General features: G+C 72.3%; 9 protein-coding genes and 2 tRNA genes. 8 read left to right on the top strand and 3 right to left on the bottom strand.

Features of this window, described 5'->3' with window-relative positions; all coding sequences use genetic code 11:
* Positions 1 to 19 precede the first annotated feature (19 nt).
* From ABIA32_RS01300 to ABIA32_RS01310, 3 genes are read left to right on the top strand one after another with little or no spacing between them, the layout of a single operon-like run.
* On the top strand, positions 20 to 1,369 hold the full coding sequence (locus tag ABIA32_RS01300; RefSeq protein ID WP_370091776.1) for an OB-fold domain-containing protein: 1,350 nt from the start codon (positions 20 to 22) through the stop codon (positions 1,367 to 1,369).
* On the top strand, positions 1,366 to 2,550 hold the full coding sequence (locus tag ABIA32_RS01305) for a lipid-transfer protein (RefSeq protein WP_370091777.1): 1,185 nt from the start codon (positions 1,366 to 1,368) through the stop codon (positions 2,548 to 2,550). Before ABIA32_RS01300 ends, ABIA32_RS01305 begins: the two co-directional genes overlap by 4 nt.
* 48 nt (positions 2,551 to 2,598) lie before the next feature.
* Positions 2,599 to 3,606 carry a GNAT family N-acetyltransferase gene (locus ABIA32_RS01310; protein WP_370091778.1) on the top strand — a complete coding sequence of 336 codons (1,008 nt, stop codon included), beginning with the start codon at positions 2,599 to 2,601 and terminating at the stop codon, positions 3,604 to 3,606.
* Between the two features lie 74 nt (positions 3,607 to 3,680).
* Here ABIA32_RS01310 and ABIA32_RS01315 read toward each other — a convergent pair whose 3' ends face one another.
* The gene (locus tag ABIA32_RS01315; RefSeq protein WP_370091779.1) at positions 3,681 to 4,691 is read right to left on the bottom strand and encodes a DMT family transporter; all 1,011 of its coding nucleotides are present in this window, start codon (positions 4,689 to 4,691) and stop codon (positions 3,681 to 3,683) included.
* 137 nt (positions 4,692 to 4,828) lie between these two features.
* On the opposite strand from ABIA32_RS01315, the gene ABIA32_RS01320 reads away from it, so the two are divergent.
* Together ABIA32_RS01320 and ABIA32_RS01325 are read left to right on the top strand one after the other, a co-directional pair.
* On the top strand, positions 4,829 to 5,647 hold the full coding sequence (locus ABIA32_RS01320) for a glycoside hydrolase domain-containing protein (RefSeq protein WP_370091780.1): 819 nt from the start codon (positions 4,829 to 4,831) through the stop codon (positions 5,645 to 5,647).
* 147 nt (positions 5,648 to 5,794) lie between these two features.
* Positions 5,795 to 7,462: a long-chain fatty acid--CoA ligase gene (locus tag ABIA32_RS01325; protein ID WP_370091782.1), complete on the top strand. Its 1,668-nt coding sequence runs from the start codon at positions 5,795 to 5,797 to the stop codon at positions 7,460 to 7,462.
* A gap of 68 nt (positions 7,463 to 7,530) precedes the next feature.
* Here the strand turns inward: ABIA32_RS01325 and ABIA32_RS01330 are convergent, their stop codons facing one another.
* Positions 7,531 to 11,001 carry a PAS domain-containing protein gene (locus ABIA32_RS01330; protein ID WP_370091783.1) on the bottom strand — a complete coding sequence of 1,157 codons (3,471 nt, stop codon included), beginning with the start codon at positions 10,999 to 11,001 and terminating at the stop codon, positions 7,531 to 7,533.
* A gap of 224 nt (positions 11,002 to 11,225) precedes the next feature.
* On the opposite strand from ABIA32_RS01330, the gene ABIA32_RS01335 reads away from it, so the two are divergent.
* The 3 genes from ABIA32_RS01335 (at position 11,226) to ABIA32_RS01345 (ending at position 12,522) form a co-directional block, all read left to right on the top strand.
* Positions 11,226 to 11,316 (top strand) — tRNA-Ser (locus ABIA32_RS01335).
* An 81-nt stretch (positions 11,317 to 11,397) separates the two neighbouring features.
* Complete coding sequence (locus ABIA32_RS01340) at positions 11,398 to 12,378, top strand: ornithine cyclodeaminase family protein (RefSeq protein ID WP_370091784.1); 981 nt, start codon at positions 11,398 to 11,400, stop codon at positions 12,376 to 12,378.
* Between the two features lie 68 nt (positions 12,379 to 12,446).
* A tRNA-Arg gene (locus ABIA32_RS01345) sits at positions 12,447 to 12,522 on the top strand.
* Positions 12,523 to 12,798: 276 nt separating this feature from the next.
* On the opposite strand, the gene ABIA32_RS01350 is transcribed toward ABIA32_RS01345, so the two are convergent.
* Positions 12,799 to 13,275, bottom strand: coding sequence for a hypothetical protein (locus ABIA32_RS01350; RefSeq protein WP_370091785.1), 477 nt, complete (start codon positions 13,273 to 13,275; stop codon positions 12,799 to 12,801).
* Positions 13,276 to 13,321 lie beyond the last annotated feature (46 nt).

The following is a 13,321-nucleotide window of genomic DNA, read 5'->3' on the forward strand; positions in this document are numbered from 1 at the left end:
CTGACGCACTGTCAGATCCGTGAACTTCGAGGCTTACCAGGGGCTCCCTTCGGCCAGCGGCGGCGTCGCGCCGGATCTCGTCAACGCGCCGATGATCCGGCACTGGTGCGAGGCCATGGGCGACGCCAACCCCGCCTACACCGGCCCCGACGCCGTCGCGCCGCCGGCCATGCTGCAGGCGTGGACGATGGGCAACTCCGGCCGGAGTGAGCACTTCGACGCGCTGCTGCGCGAGTTGGAGGCTGCGGGCTACGTGTCCGTCGTCGCCACCGACTGCGAGCAGGAGTACCTGCGCCCGCTGCGGATCGGGGAGCGGGTGCTCTTCGACGCGGTCATCGAGAGCGTCTCCGGTGAGAAACGGACGGCCCTGGGTACCGGCCGCTTCGTCACCACCAGAATGGATCTCCGGGCCTACGACGAGGCGGCCGGTGAGAAGCCCGGCGAGGCGACGCCGCTCGGCTCGCACCGGTTCCGGATCCTGAAGTTCACTCCGGCGAACAGGTCGGATCGGTCTGCCCGTCCACAGGGTGTGGACAGGCAGGGTGCGGACGGACAGGGCGTGGACGGGCAGCCGCCGCTGCGCCCGCGTCCCGTCGTCAACCGGGACAACGCCGGTTTCTGGGACGGGGTCACCGCGGGCGAGCTGCGCTTCCAACGGTGCGACGACTGCGGCACAGCCCGCTTCCCCTGGCTGCCCGGCTGCAACGGCTGTGGCAGCGACCGGTGGCACGCCGAAGCCGCGGCCGGTGCGGGCACCGTCTACTCGAAGGTCACCGTCCACCACCCGGTGCCCGCCGCCTTCGGCAAGCCCTACGCCGTCGCGCTCGTCGAACTCGCCGAGGGCGTGAGGATCGTGGCCAACGTCGTGGGCGTCCCGCCGGAGCAGGTCGTCATCGGGATGCCGGTCGGGCTCGGCTTCCAGCGCTTCGACGAGGAGTTGGTGCTGCCGGTCTTCCATCCGGCAGGGTCGGACCGGCTGCCGCCGCTGCGGGTGCCCGTCACCCGGACGCTCATCGTCGCTGGCGCGATCGCCTCCCGCGACTACCAGGACGTCCACCACGACGCGGAGCTCGCGCGGGCCAAGGGCGCGCCGGACATCTTCATGAACATCCTCACCACCAACGGTCTCGTCGGCCGCTACGTCACCGACTGGACGGGTCCGCACGCGCGGATCGAGAGCATCGCGATCCGGCTCGGTGTCCCTGCCTATCCCGGGGACGAGCTGCAGTTCAGCGGCGAGGTGGCGCGGCGTGACGGCGAGCTGGTCGAGCTCGCGATACGCGGGACGAACCGGCTCGGAGTCCACGTCAGCGGGACCGTCAAGGTCCGCCTCCAGCACAGCGACGAGCAGAAGGGCGAGCACGCATGAGCCTGCACCGCGCTGACGCGCTCGGCTCCCGTGCCGCGGTCGTCGGCATCGGGGCGACCGAGTTCTCCAAGGACTCCGGCCGCAGCGAGCTCAAGCTCGCCGTCGAAGCCGTCCACGCCGCACTCGACGACGCCGGGCTGACGCCCGCCGACGTCGACGGGATGGTCAGCTTCACGATGGACACCAGCCCCGAGATCACCGTCGCCCAGGCGGCCGGGATCGGCGAGCTGTCCTTCTTCAGCCGGATCCACTACGGCGGCGGCGCGGCCTGCGCGACCGTGCAGCAGGCGGCGATGGCGGTGGCAACCGGCGTCGCGGAGGTGGTGGTCTGCTACCGGGCCTTCAACGAGCGTTCGGGGCACCGCTTCGGCTCCGGACTCCAGTCGCGGCAGCCCTCCGCCGAGGGCACGGCCATGGGCTGGACCATGCCGTACGGGCTGCTGACCCCCGCCTCCTGGGTCGCCCTGCACGCCGCGCGCTACCTGCACACCTACAACCTGACCCCGGACGTCTTCGGCCCGGTCGCGGTGGCCGACCGGCGGCACGCCGCGACCAACCCGGCGGCCTGGTTCTACCAGCGGCCGATCACACTGGAGGAGCACGCGGCGTCCCGTTGGATCGTCGAGCCGCTGCGCCTGCTCGACTGCTGTCAGGAGACCGATGGCGGCCAGGCGATCGTAGTCACCTCGGTCGAGCGCGCCCGCGACCTGCCGCACCCGCCCGCCGTGATCGCCGCCGCCGCACAGGGCGCGGGCCGTGCGCAGGAAGCGATGACCAGCTTCTACCGCGACGACCTCACCGGCCTGCCGGAGATGGGCGTGGTCGCCCGCCAGCTGTGGCGGAGCAGCGGCCTGCGCCCGGAGGAGATCGACACCGCCGTGCTCTACGACCACTTCACCCCGTTCGTGCTGATGCAGCTGGAGGAGTTCGGCTTCTGCGGCCGCGGCGAGGCGGCGGACTTCGCGGCCGGCGGCGGGCTGGAGCTGGGCGGTCGGTTGCCGGTCAACACCCACGGCGGGCAACTGGGGGAGGCGTACCTGCACGGCATGAACGGCATCGCGGAGGGGGTCAGGCAGGTGCGCGGCAGTTCCGTCAACCAGGTGGCCGGCGCCACGAGCGTGCTGGTCACGGCCGGGACCGGGGTGCCGACCTCAGGGCTGGTGCTGACCGCCGACAGTTAGTCCGAACATGGCATTGCCTGCGCTCGTCCCCGCCCGCAGAATCCGAACATGACTGCTGACGGAGCGACAGAGTTCGCCTGGCGTCCCATCGAGAACGGCGACGTCGTCGCCTGGCGGCGGCTGCTGGAGGCGATCGAGGCCGTCGAGCAGGAGGACGAGCACCCCTCCGAGGAGGATCTGCGGGAACGTTTCGCCGACCCCTACGTCGACATGGCCCGCGGCAGCATGTCCGTCTGGGACGGCGCGCGGATGGTCGGCTACCACTGGATGAAGGCCCGTACGGCGGCCGAGCCCTTCCACGACTTCTGGCAGGTCGGCGGCGTCGACCCTGAGTACCGGGGGCGCGGCATCGGCGCGCGGCTGCTCGGCTGGGCGGAGCAGGCGGCTCCCCCGCTGCACGATGAGCGTTTCCCCGGCGTTCCGCTGGCGCTGATGGACGGCTGCGCGGTCGGCTCGGAGGCATCGAAGACGCTCTTCCGACAGCTCGGTTACGAGCAGGTCCGCCGGTACCACACCATGGTCGTGGCCGATCTGGCGACGGCGGCGGCGGAACTGCCCGAATCGCCGGTGCCGAACGGCGTGGTGTTCCTGCCGTTCGCGCCGGAGCGCTCGGCGCACGCGTTGCGGGTGAACAACGACGCGTTCCGCGACCACTTCGGCAGTGCCCCGCAGACCACGGAGGGCTGGGCCCATTTCGTCGGCGGCGTCGCCTTCCGCGCAGACCACAGTTTCATCGCCTACGCGGACGGCGGGGACGGCGCGGTCGGGGAGCCGCTCGCGATCGTGCTCAGTGAGGAGTTCGACGGTCACCGGCAGGCGACCGGCAAGCGTGACCTCTACATCGCGCTCGTCGGCACCGCCCGCGCCGGCCGCAAGCGCGGCATCGCCTCCGCGCTGCTCGCCCACACGCTGCGCCGCGCCGCCGCCGAGGGCTTCGAAACCTCGACGCTGGGCGTCGACGCGGACTCGCCGACCGGTGCCGTCGGTCTGTACGAGCGGCTCGGCTACCGGCCCGCGCAGACCTACGTGGCGCAGCGGAAGATCATTGCCAGGTAAGGCCGGTCGCTGCACGAACAAGATCGCTGAATGTTTCACGTGAAGCATTCCGCGATCTTGAATTCGAAGGAGCGTCAGCCCCGCTCGGTCAGCGTCGCGCCCGCGCTCGCGGCGATGACGCAGGCGATTCCGGCCAGCTGCGGCAGCGTGAGCACCTGGCCCAGCACCGTCAGCCCGATCAGCGCGCTGACGGCGGGCTCCAGGCTGGCGATCACGCTGAAGACCCGCTGCGGCAGCCGCCGCAGCGCCGTCATCTCCAACAGGTAGGGCACCACGGGGAAGAGCAGCGCCACCCCCGCCACGCTGAGCAGCGGCAGCCACGGATGCGCGCTCGCGGCGAGCCCGTGCCAAGCCTCGCCGAAGCCGAAGGGCGCGAGGACGACTGCGGCCACGGTGAGCGAGAGGGCCAGACCCTCGAAGCCGCTGAACGCGTTTCCGACCCGGTGCGTCAGCAGGATGTAGAGGCCGAGGCAGACCGCCGCGCCGAAGGCGAAGGCGAGGCCGGTCGGCGTGACCCGACCGCCTCCGCCGCCCACCACCGTCAGCAGCACCACGCCGCCCGCAGCCAGCAGTGCCCAGAGCACATGTCCCAGCCGCCGCGAGAACGCGAGCGCCACCGCCAGGGGTCCGAGGAACTCGATGGTCGCGGCCGTTCCCATCGGCAGCCGGGCCACCGCACCGGCGAAGAGCAGGGTCATTCCGGCCGAGGCCAGTCCGAGCAGGGCCGCCGAGCCGAGGTCGTGCGCGCTGCGCCCGCGCAGCCGCGGCCGGGTCGCCACGAGCAGCACCGCCGAGGCCGTCACCAGCCGCAGCGAGGTGGTTCCCGCGATGCCCAGCACCGGGAAGAGCGGCGTGGAGAGCGCGATGCCGAGCTGCACGGTGAACATGGCCGCGAGACAGAAGAGCGGCGCCGGAATCCCGCTCCGGCGCCGCTCTCCGTCCGCTCCCGCTGCTCCCGCCGCCGCGGGTGGCGGGACTGCTGTGGACGGTGGCGCGCCGGTGGACGACCGGCCGACCGTGGCATCGCTCCAGCCCCCGTGCTCCTCGAAGGGCGCGGTGCGGGCGGAGGACTGCGGCGAGGTCATGCGGACGAGTATGGGGTAAGGAGCGTATAAACGGCAAGCAACTTACCTTGGCGTGGCATATCGTCAGATAACGGACAATCAGCTCACGATCGCTTGTGACCAAACCGCGAACCGCTCTGCGCTCCCTCCTCTGCACGATGCTTGCGCTCCTCTGTGTTCCGGCGCTGGCATCCCCCACCGAGGCAGCCGCCGCCACCCGTCGGCTGCCACAGGTCTTCACCGGTCAGGCCTTCGACACCTGCTCCGCCCCCGACCTCTCGCTGCTGAAGGCCTGGCGTCAGAAATCGCCCTACGGCGCGCTCGGCATCTACGTCGGCGGCAGCAATCGCGGCTGCGCCCAGCCGCGCCTGAATCGCGCGTACGTCCGCGCCGCGAGCGCCATGGGCTGGCGGCTGCTCCCGCTCTACGTCGGCGCGCAGGCCCCCTGTGTCACCGACGCACACGGACGCGGTCACCGGATCAGCTACTGGGCCGGCTTCGGCCAGGGCCAGGCCGAAGGTGCCGACGCGGTCCGGCAGGCGCGCGCGCTCGGCCTCGCCGACAACAGCCCGATCTACCTGGACATGGAGGCGTACGCCAGGGACCGGGGCAAGTGCAGTCTGGCCGTGCTCCGTTACACCACCGCCTGGTCGCGGGCGGTCCACGGCTCCGGCTACCTCTCCGGCTTCTACAGCTCCGCCGACTCCGGCGTCGCCGACCTCGCCTCGCTCACCGCGTACCGCGAGGTCCCGCTCACCCGCTCGGCGCAGCAGGTCGGCGGGCTGCCGGACGTGATCTGGTACGCCCGCTGGGACCACCGCTCCTCGACGGACGGCTACCGGGCGCTGGGCCAGAGCCAGTGGGCCGGACACCGCCGGGTGCACCAGTACGTGGGCAACACGACCGAGAGCCACGGCGGCGCCAGCGCCAACATCGACCGCAACGCTGTGGACGCGCCGGTTGCCCTCGTCGAGTAGCCGGGTGCGGGATCTGTGGCGGGCACCTCGTCCCCTGACGGGCGCGGACCATTGTCCTCCGGCCCAACGGGGACGAGAATCGCTGCACACACGCCCCCTACCCGTCAGTAGGACGCGGGGCGGGCAGCGCAGGTCAAGGAGGACCAGGTGCTCAGCACGATGCAGGACGTCCCGCTCACCGTCGGCCGGATCCTCGCCCACGGTGCGGGCTTCCACGGCTCCGCCACCGTGGCCACGTGGAACGGGGTGGCCGCCGAAAGCCGCACCTTCGCCGAGGTCGGCGCACGCGCGGCGCAGCTCGCCCACGCACTGCGCGACGAGCTCGGCGTCACCGGCGACCAGCGCGTCGCCACCCTGATGTGGAACAACACCGAGCACCAGGAGATCTACCTCGCGGTGCCGTCCATGGGCGCGGTCCTGCACACGCTGAACCTGCGACTGCCCGCCGCCCAGCTCGCCTACATCATCAACCACGCCGCCGACCACGCGATCTTCGTCAACGGCAGCGTGCTGCCGCTGCTCGTCCCGCTGCTGCCGCAGCTGGAGCCGACGCTGCGTCACGTCGTCCTGGTCGGTGCGGGCGACCGCGCCGCGCTGGACGCCTTCGCGGCACGCGGCATCGCGATCCACGAGTACGAGCAGCTGATCGCCGACCGGCCGACCGACTACCCGTTCCCGACCGACCTGGACGAGCGCAGCGCCGCCGCGATGTGCTACACCTCCGGCACGACGGGCGACCCGAAGGGCGTCGTCTACAGCCACCGTTCGATGTACCTGCACTGCCTGCAGGTCATCTCCGCCGAGGACTTCGCGCTCACCTCGGCGGACAAGGCGTTGCCGGTCGTGCCGATGTTCCACGTCAACGCCTGGGGTCTGCCGCACGCGGCGTTCATGGTCGGCACCTCGCTGCTGATGCCGGACCGCTTCCTGCAGCCGGCCCCGCTCGCCCAGATGATCCAGGCCGAGCGGCCGACCGTCAGCGGCGCCGTGCCCACGATCTGGAGCGGCCTCCTCGACGAGCTGGACCGCAACACCTACGACACCTCCTCGCTGCGCCGCGTCGTCATCGGCGGCTCCGCCTGCCCGCCGTCGCTGATGAAGGCGTTCGAGGAGCGGCACCAGATCACGCTCGTCCACGCCTGGGGCATGACCGAGACCTCGCCGCTCGGCTCCTTCGCCCTGCCGCCGGGCAACCTGACGCCGGAACAGGAGTGGCCCTACCGCCTCACCCAGGGCCGCTTCCCCGCCTCCGTCGAACCGCGCATCATCGGCCCGGACGGCACCCCCGCCCCGCACGACGGCGTCACCGCCGGCGAGCTGGAGGTGCGCGGCCCGTGGATCGCCGGCTCCTACTACGGCGACGAGCAGCAGTCCTCCGAGAAGTTCAGCGAGGACGGCTGGCTGCGCACCGGCGACGTCGGCACGATCACCGCCGACGGCTACCTGACCCTGACCGACCGGGCCAAGGACGTCATCAAGTCCGGCGGCGAGTGGATCTCCAGCGTCGAGCTGGAGAACCACCTGATGGCCCACCCGGACGTCCTTGAGGCGGCGGTCGTCGCGGTCCCCGACGACAAGTGGGGCGAGCGCCCGCTGGCCACGGTCGTCCTCCGCGAGGACTCGAAGGTCGGCTTCGCCGAACTCCGCGCCTTCCTCGCCGAGCGCGTCGCCTCCTGGCAGCTGCCGGAGCGCTGGTCGCTGATCGCCTCGGTGCCGAAGACGAGCGTGGGCAAGTTCGACAAGAAGGTGATTCGCGCCGAGTACGCGGCGGGAGAACTGGACGTCACGCTGCTCGGCAAGGGCGACCGGTTCTGAGACTTCGTCCACGGCCGAGGCCCCGGCTCCACGGCCGGGGCCTCAGCCGTTGGCCGACTGTCGAATGATCACGCCTCGGCGAGGGAGCCGATCTTGCCGAGCAGGTCGACTATGCGGGCTTGGACCTCGGGGGAGGTCGAGCGTTCGGCGAGGAAGAGGACCGTCTCGCCCGAGCGCAGGCCCGCGCGCTGCTCGGGGCCGTCCACCGAGGTGTAGACGACGAGCGGGGTGCGGAAGAGCCGGTTGTTGCTGCGCAGCCAGTCCACGATGCCCATCCGGCGGCGTCGGATCAGCATCAGGTCCATCACCACCAGGTTCGGCTGGACGCTGCTCGCGCGGGAGACCGCGTCGTTCTCCGACGAGGCGTGCTCGACGTGCATGCCGCGTCGTTCCAGCGATGCGGTGAACGCGGCGGCGATGTGCGGGTCCTGCTCGACCAGCAGGACGCGGGGCGCGTGCCGATCGCTGTCGCGCGGGGCGAGGGCGCGCAGCAGCACGGCCGGGTCGGCGCCGTAGGCGGCCTCCGGGGTGGCCTGGCCGAGGCCGGCCGTCACCAGGACCGGCACGTTGGCGTCGCCGGCGGCGGTGCGCAGCGACTGCAGCGCGGTGCGAGTGATCGGCCCGGTCAGCGGGTCGACGAAGAGCGCCGCCGGGTAGCCGGCGACCTGCGCGTCCACCTCCTCGCGGGAGCTGACGATGATGGGGCGGTAGCCGCGGTCCTTCAGTGCCTGACGGGTCGACGGATCGGGCTCCGGCCAGACCAGCAGGCGGCGTGGCCGCCCGTCGGAGGCGGGCGCGATCATCGTCGGGTAGTCGGCGCCCGCGATGAACTCCAGCCTGCTCTCGGTGCCGGGGCCGTCCTCCTCGGGGCCGACCGGGGAGCCGGGCCGGCCGGACTGCGCGGGCTGGCCGGGCTGGGGGGCCGGCTGGGACTGACGCGGCAGTTCGGTGCCTCTGGGCGGGGTCTGCACGGACTGGAGCGGCGACTGCGAGAGGCTCATCACGCCGCTGCGACCGCCGAACGTGCCTCCGGCGGACCCGGACCCGGACGCGGGCGTCGGCGCGGGAGGGAGCGGCAGCGCGGCGTGGCTGCCGCCGCGCGGACGTGCCTGTTGCGGGACGGGAACGGCGGGCGAGGCCGGGGCCGGGGTGGACGCGGGGCCGAGGGCGAAACGTCCGCCGAAGGGCGCGGGCGGCGCGGGCGGGCTGCTCGGCTCGCTGTCCGGGGACATCTCGGGCAGGCCCATGGGCTGGAGCGGCTCGGCCGGGTGCTGCGCCGGTGTCGCCATCGAGGGGGGCAGCGGGCTGGGCATCGGCATGGCCGGGGGGACCGGCTCGAGCGCGCCCGGGCCGGTGGCCCCGGCCTCCTGTTCGCCGTGGACCTGCCCGTTCAGGCTGAACTGACCGTTCGTCCCGTTCTGCCCGTACTGGGGGTGCTGAGGGTTCTGGGCGCTCTGCGGGGTCGGGTTCTCGTCGCCCGCCGCAGGGCCCAGCGCGAGGCGGCGACGACGGCCGTTGCCCGCGCTGGTCTGGCGGCGCGGCTCGGGCGCGATCACGCTGCCGGCCGGCGGCAGCGCGTGCTCCAGCCCCGGGTAGACCGGCGCGCCGATCAGGCCGGGGAACTCGTCCGACGCCCCGGGCTGCGGATGCTGTGCCTGCTGCGACATCTGAGCCTGCTGCGCCTGCTGTGCGGCGGCCTCCGCCTCCGCCTCGGCCTCCATCGCGCGCGGCGGACGGACCACCTCGGGCGCGGGCAGGCGGTTGCGGCGGCGGGAGCGATCGGTCCCCTGGGCGGGTGTTCCCGTCGCGGCGGGGGCGGCTTCGGCGGTGTCGGGCGCCGCGGCCGGGGCAGGCGCCGGTGCGGGCGCGGGCCTGGCGGGGAGCTCCAGCGGCAGGTCCGGCAGGATCGCCGTCGCGTTGTCCCCTGGCGCGGGCAGCGGACGCTGGACCGCCGCGTTCGCCGGGTCCAGCGGCAGCTCCACCACGTAGGTGCGGCCCTGACGCCCCGGCAGCTCGTGCGACTGCAGTACGCCGCCGTGCCGCTCGACGATGCCGCGCGCGATCGGCAGGTGGATCGGTCCGCTGCCCGCGCCCGGGCCCCGGACCTCGATCCGGGCGACCTCGCCCCGCTGCGCCGCGGCTATCACCACGCCGACGCCCGCGCCGCCCGCCGAGCGGGCGCCGTGCCGCCGTCCCGCCAGCCCGGACGCGACGCCGACCGCCATCCCGTACAGCTCGCCCTTCGCGGCGGGGTCCGCGTCGTCCGCGGTGTCCGCCACGTCGGCGATCAGATGCCCGAGCGCGACCGCGAGTCGTTCCGCGTCGACGGCGACCTCGACCGAGGCAGGGTGCACCGCGAACTCCACCCGGCCCTCGCCGAGCATCCCGGTCGCGGCCTCGACGGCCTTGGCGATCACCTTGTCGAGCGCGACCGGCTGCCGGTGCAACTGCTCCTTGCCGGCCTCGGCGGCCGCGTCGAAGCGCTGGTAGGCGAGCACGCCGTCGACCAGGTTCGACGTGCGGCGGCACTCGTCGGCCAGTCGCCGCAGCACCCAGTTCGCCTCCGGCCACAGCTGGCCGGCCGGGTCGCGGGCCAGCTGCTCCAGGGTGTCGTTGAGCCGGTCGAGCGGCTTGCGCAGCTCCTGCTCAAGGACGGCCGTCAGATGCTCGTGCCGCGAGTTCAGGGAGAGGTAGGCGCTGCGGTCGGTGAAGGTCATCACCGCGCCGACCAGCTGGTCCCCGTCCCGCACCGGGGCCGTGGACAGCTCGACCGAGACCGGCTGCCCGTCCTTGCGCCACAGCGTCGCCGAGTGGACCCGGTGGCGTCGGCCGGAGCGGAGGGTGTCGGCGAGCGGGGACTCCTCGGCGGGCAACGGCGAGCCGTCCGCGCGCGAGTGCATGACCAGCGGCAGCAGCTCCTGGCCGCCGAGCTCGCCGGCGCGGTGGCCGAGAATGTGCGCGGCGGCGGGGTTGACCAGCACCACCCGGCCGTCGGTGTCCACGCCGACGACGCCCTCGGCGGCTGCGCGCAGGATCATCTCGGTCTGCTTGTGCTGGCGGCGCAGCTCGGACTCGACCTCGAGCCGCGCGCTCAGGTCCCTGACCACGATGAGCAGCAGCTCGCGGTCGCTGGGGGAGGGGGTGCTGAGGGAGCTGGAGCCGTAGTAGGACCCGGTGGAGCCGTTGCCCTGGGTGCGTCCGTCGTCCTCGAACTCGCTTGCCTGCACCTCGACCGTGAAGGACGACCCGTCCGTCCGCCGCGCGGTCATCCGCACCGGGGCGTCGTCGTCCGCCTCCTCGCCGGCGGCGTTCTTCCCGCGCGGGCGCATCGAGCCGGGGATCCGGCTCGGATCGAACTCCGGGAGGAGGTCCAGCACGCCCCGGCCGACCAGCGACGTCCCGGGAGCCTGCAGACTCCGCACCGCCGCGTCGTTGGCGTCGACGACGGTGCCGTTGCTGTTCACCAGTAGCAACGCGTCAGGGAGGGCGTCGAGTATCGCTGCGAGGCGAGCAGTGCCTCGAGTCGGCCTGCTGCTCACGACGAGAGGTCCTCCTTCTCGCATCCGTGCGGTCGGTTCCGACGTCGGTGCCGACGCTGCTGAAGGTGCCGACGGCCTCGTCGGCCAACCAGCACTATCGCATTGTTTTTGCGATCCCGGCGACCCGCCTAGTAACGTGGTCGAGGGTTAGCCCCGACCCCCAGGGTTGTGGCATCATCCATGCAGACAGTCGTGATCGCCATCCGGCGAGCGCGAACGACTGAGGAGGCTTCGCCTAGTCCGGTCTATGGCGCCGCACTGCTAATGCGGTTTGGGTCTTAAAGCCCATCGAGGGTTCAAATCCCTCAGCCTCCGCTTCCTGACCGAGGGCCCGACCTGCATCGCAGGTCGGGCCCTCGGCGTTTGTGCCGGGATGCTGCGTGCTGGGATGAGGCGGTGACCCTGCTGCTCTCGCGAAGCGCGCTCCTCGCCGTCCTGGAGCCGGACGCCTGCCTGGACGCGTTGCGTTCCGCCTTCCTCGCCGCCGATCCGGAGGGTCCGGCGGGACAGCGGGTCTTCGGCGAGCTGCCGTTCGCGGGCGTCGCCACGGCGCTCATCCCCGGGCTGTTGCCCGGGATCGATGCCTACACGGTGAAGGTCAACGCGAAGTTCCCCGGCGCCCAGCCCGCGCAGCGCGGGGTGATCTGCCTCCACAGCGGTACGGACGGCTCGATGCTGGCCCTGCTCGACTCGGCGACGATCACCGCGTGGCGCACCGGCCTGGCGGCGGCACTGGCGATGGACGCGCTGGCTGCGCCGGGCGGTCGCCTCGGTGTGATCGGCGCGGGCGCGCAGGCGGAGCTCACCCTCCTCGGGCTCGGTCGCCTCCGCGACTGGCCCGCGCTGACGGTCCACGACACCGACCCGGCCCACGCCGCGTCCTTCGCCGCCCGCCACGGCGGCACGGTCGCCGCCTCTCCGTCGGCGGTCAGCGCGGTGTCCGACCTCGTTCTCTGCGCGACCTGGTCCCGCACTCCGCTCCTGTCCTTGGCGGACACCCACCCCGGCCAGCACGTCACCACCCTGGGCGCGGACGAACCGGGCAAGCTCGAACTCTCCCCGGACCTGCTCGCCGCGGCCGCCCTCACCGTCGACCACCTCCCCCTGGCCCGCAGCTCCGGCATCCTCACCGACCCCGCCCTCCACGCGACCCCGCTCGCCGTCCACCTCCGCGACGCGTCACCCGTCCGGCCGTCGCTGTCGGTCTATGCACCCGTCGGCCTCCCCTGGCAGGACCTCGCCCTCTCCTGGTTCGCGTACCGCCGCGCGACCTCGGCGGGGCTGGGCGCGGAGCTCGACTTCCTGGAGCGATCGCAGGTGGGGGGTGGTGTCGGGGGCATGAATACTCGATTTCGCCTCCGGCCGGGTGTCGTGTAATGTTCTTCTCGTGAGGCCGCGAGGGGCGGACGAGAGAAGCCCCGAGAGACCTCGCACCAACTGAACAAGCGCTCGTAGCTCAACGGATAGAGCATCTGACTACGGATCAGAAGGTTGCAGGTTCGAATCCTGCCGAGCGCACCAGATCTGAAGCCCCGACCGAAATAATCGGCCGGGGCTTTCGGCGTCCTTGATCCTTGGCGAGCGAAGAGCGCCCAACCATCGACCTCGTATCGGCCGGGCCCGTCCGGAAGCTCACCACGTGCGGCGAGCTCATCTATGGCGCGTCTCACAAGTGCCGGACGGAGCACCGCCAGCTGGTCTCATCCTCGCAGCGCCGAGATGCGCGCCGCGCGAGCTGATCACGGATGGGAGGCTTCCGACGTACGTCGTGCGAGGCAACCCGGATCTGACCTGGTATCAGGACGCCGACGGGTGACCGCCGAGGTCCGCGCGGATGTGCGAGCGCAGCTCGCTGAAGGTGTCGTCCCAGTGTTGGCGGGCCTCCCGGTACGACGCCTCGTCGTGCGCGGTGCCGGACTCGACGAGATCGCGAAGGTTCCGCAGCGCGCGGAAGGCGGCCACCGAGGACTGCTCGACCTCGTCCGGCGCACTGATCGAGACCTGGTACCGAAGTTCGTAGGCTCCCCCCGACTTGAACGCCTCCACCGCCATGCGCCCGCGCTCGGGCGCGGAGAGGGAGGAACTGCGGGCGGCCTCGCGGATCTCGTTGCCGGTACGCGACAGGGCGGTGAGGTAGTCCGCGTACAGCTGCCGCTGCCGGTCCTGACGCTTGTCCAGGTGGTCACGCCGCCATCTGACCCGGTCCGCGACGAGCGTCGAGGTGACGCCGATGACGGCGCCGAGAGCGGTGCTTGCGAAGGATGACCATTCCACCGGGCGAGGCTAGAGGACCGCCGCCGGCTCTGAGGCGCGTTCGGGG

The sequence above is a fragment of the Streptacidiphilus sp. MAP12-20 genome (assembly GCF_041262525.1).
Classification (GTDB): domain Bacteria; phylum Actinomycetota; class Actinomycetes; order Streptomycetales; family Streptomycetaceae; genus Streptacidiphilus.

Excerpts from the sequence above, each read along its gene's own strand:
- ABIA32_RS01305 (WP_370091777.1), top strand. The coding sequence starts at position 1,366 with ATGAGCCTGCACCGCGCTGACGCGCTCGGCTCCCGTGCCGCGGTCGTC.
- ABIA32_RS01310 (WP_370091778.1), top strand. The coding sequence starts at position 2,599 with ATGACTGCTGACGGAGCGACAGAGTTCGCCTGGCGTCCCATCGAGAAC.
- ABIA32_RS01315 (WP_370091779.1), bottom strand. The coding sequence starts at position 4,691 with ATGACCTCGCCGCAGTCCTCCGCCCGCACCGCGCCCTTCGAGGAGCAC.
- ABIA32_RS01320 (WP_370091780.1), top strand. The coding sequence starts at position 4,829 with ATGCTTGCGCTCCTCTGTGTTCCGGCGCTGGCATCCCCCACCGAGGCA.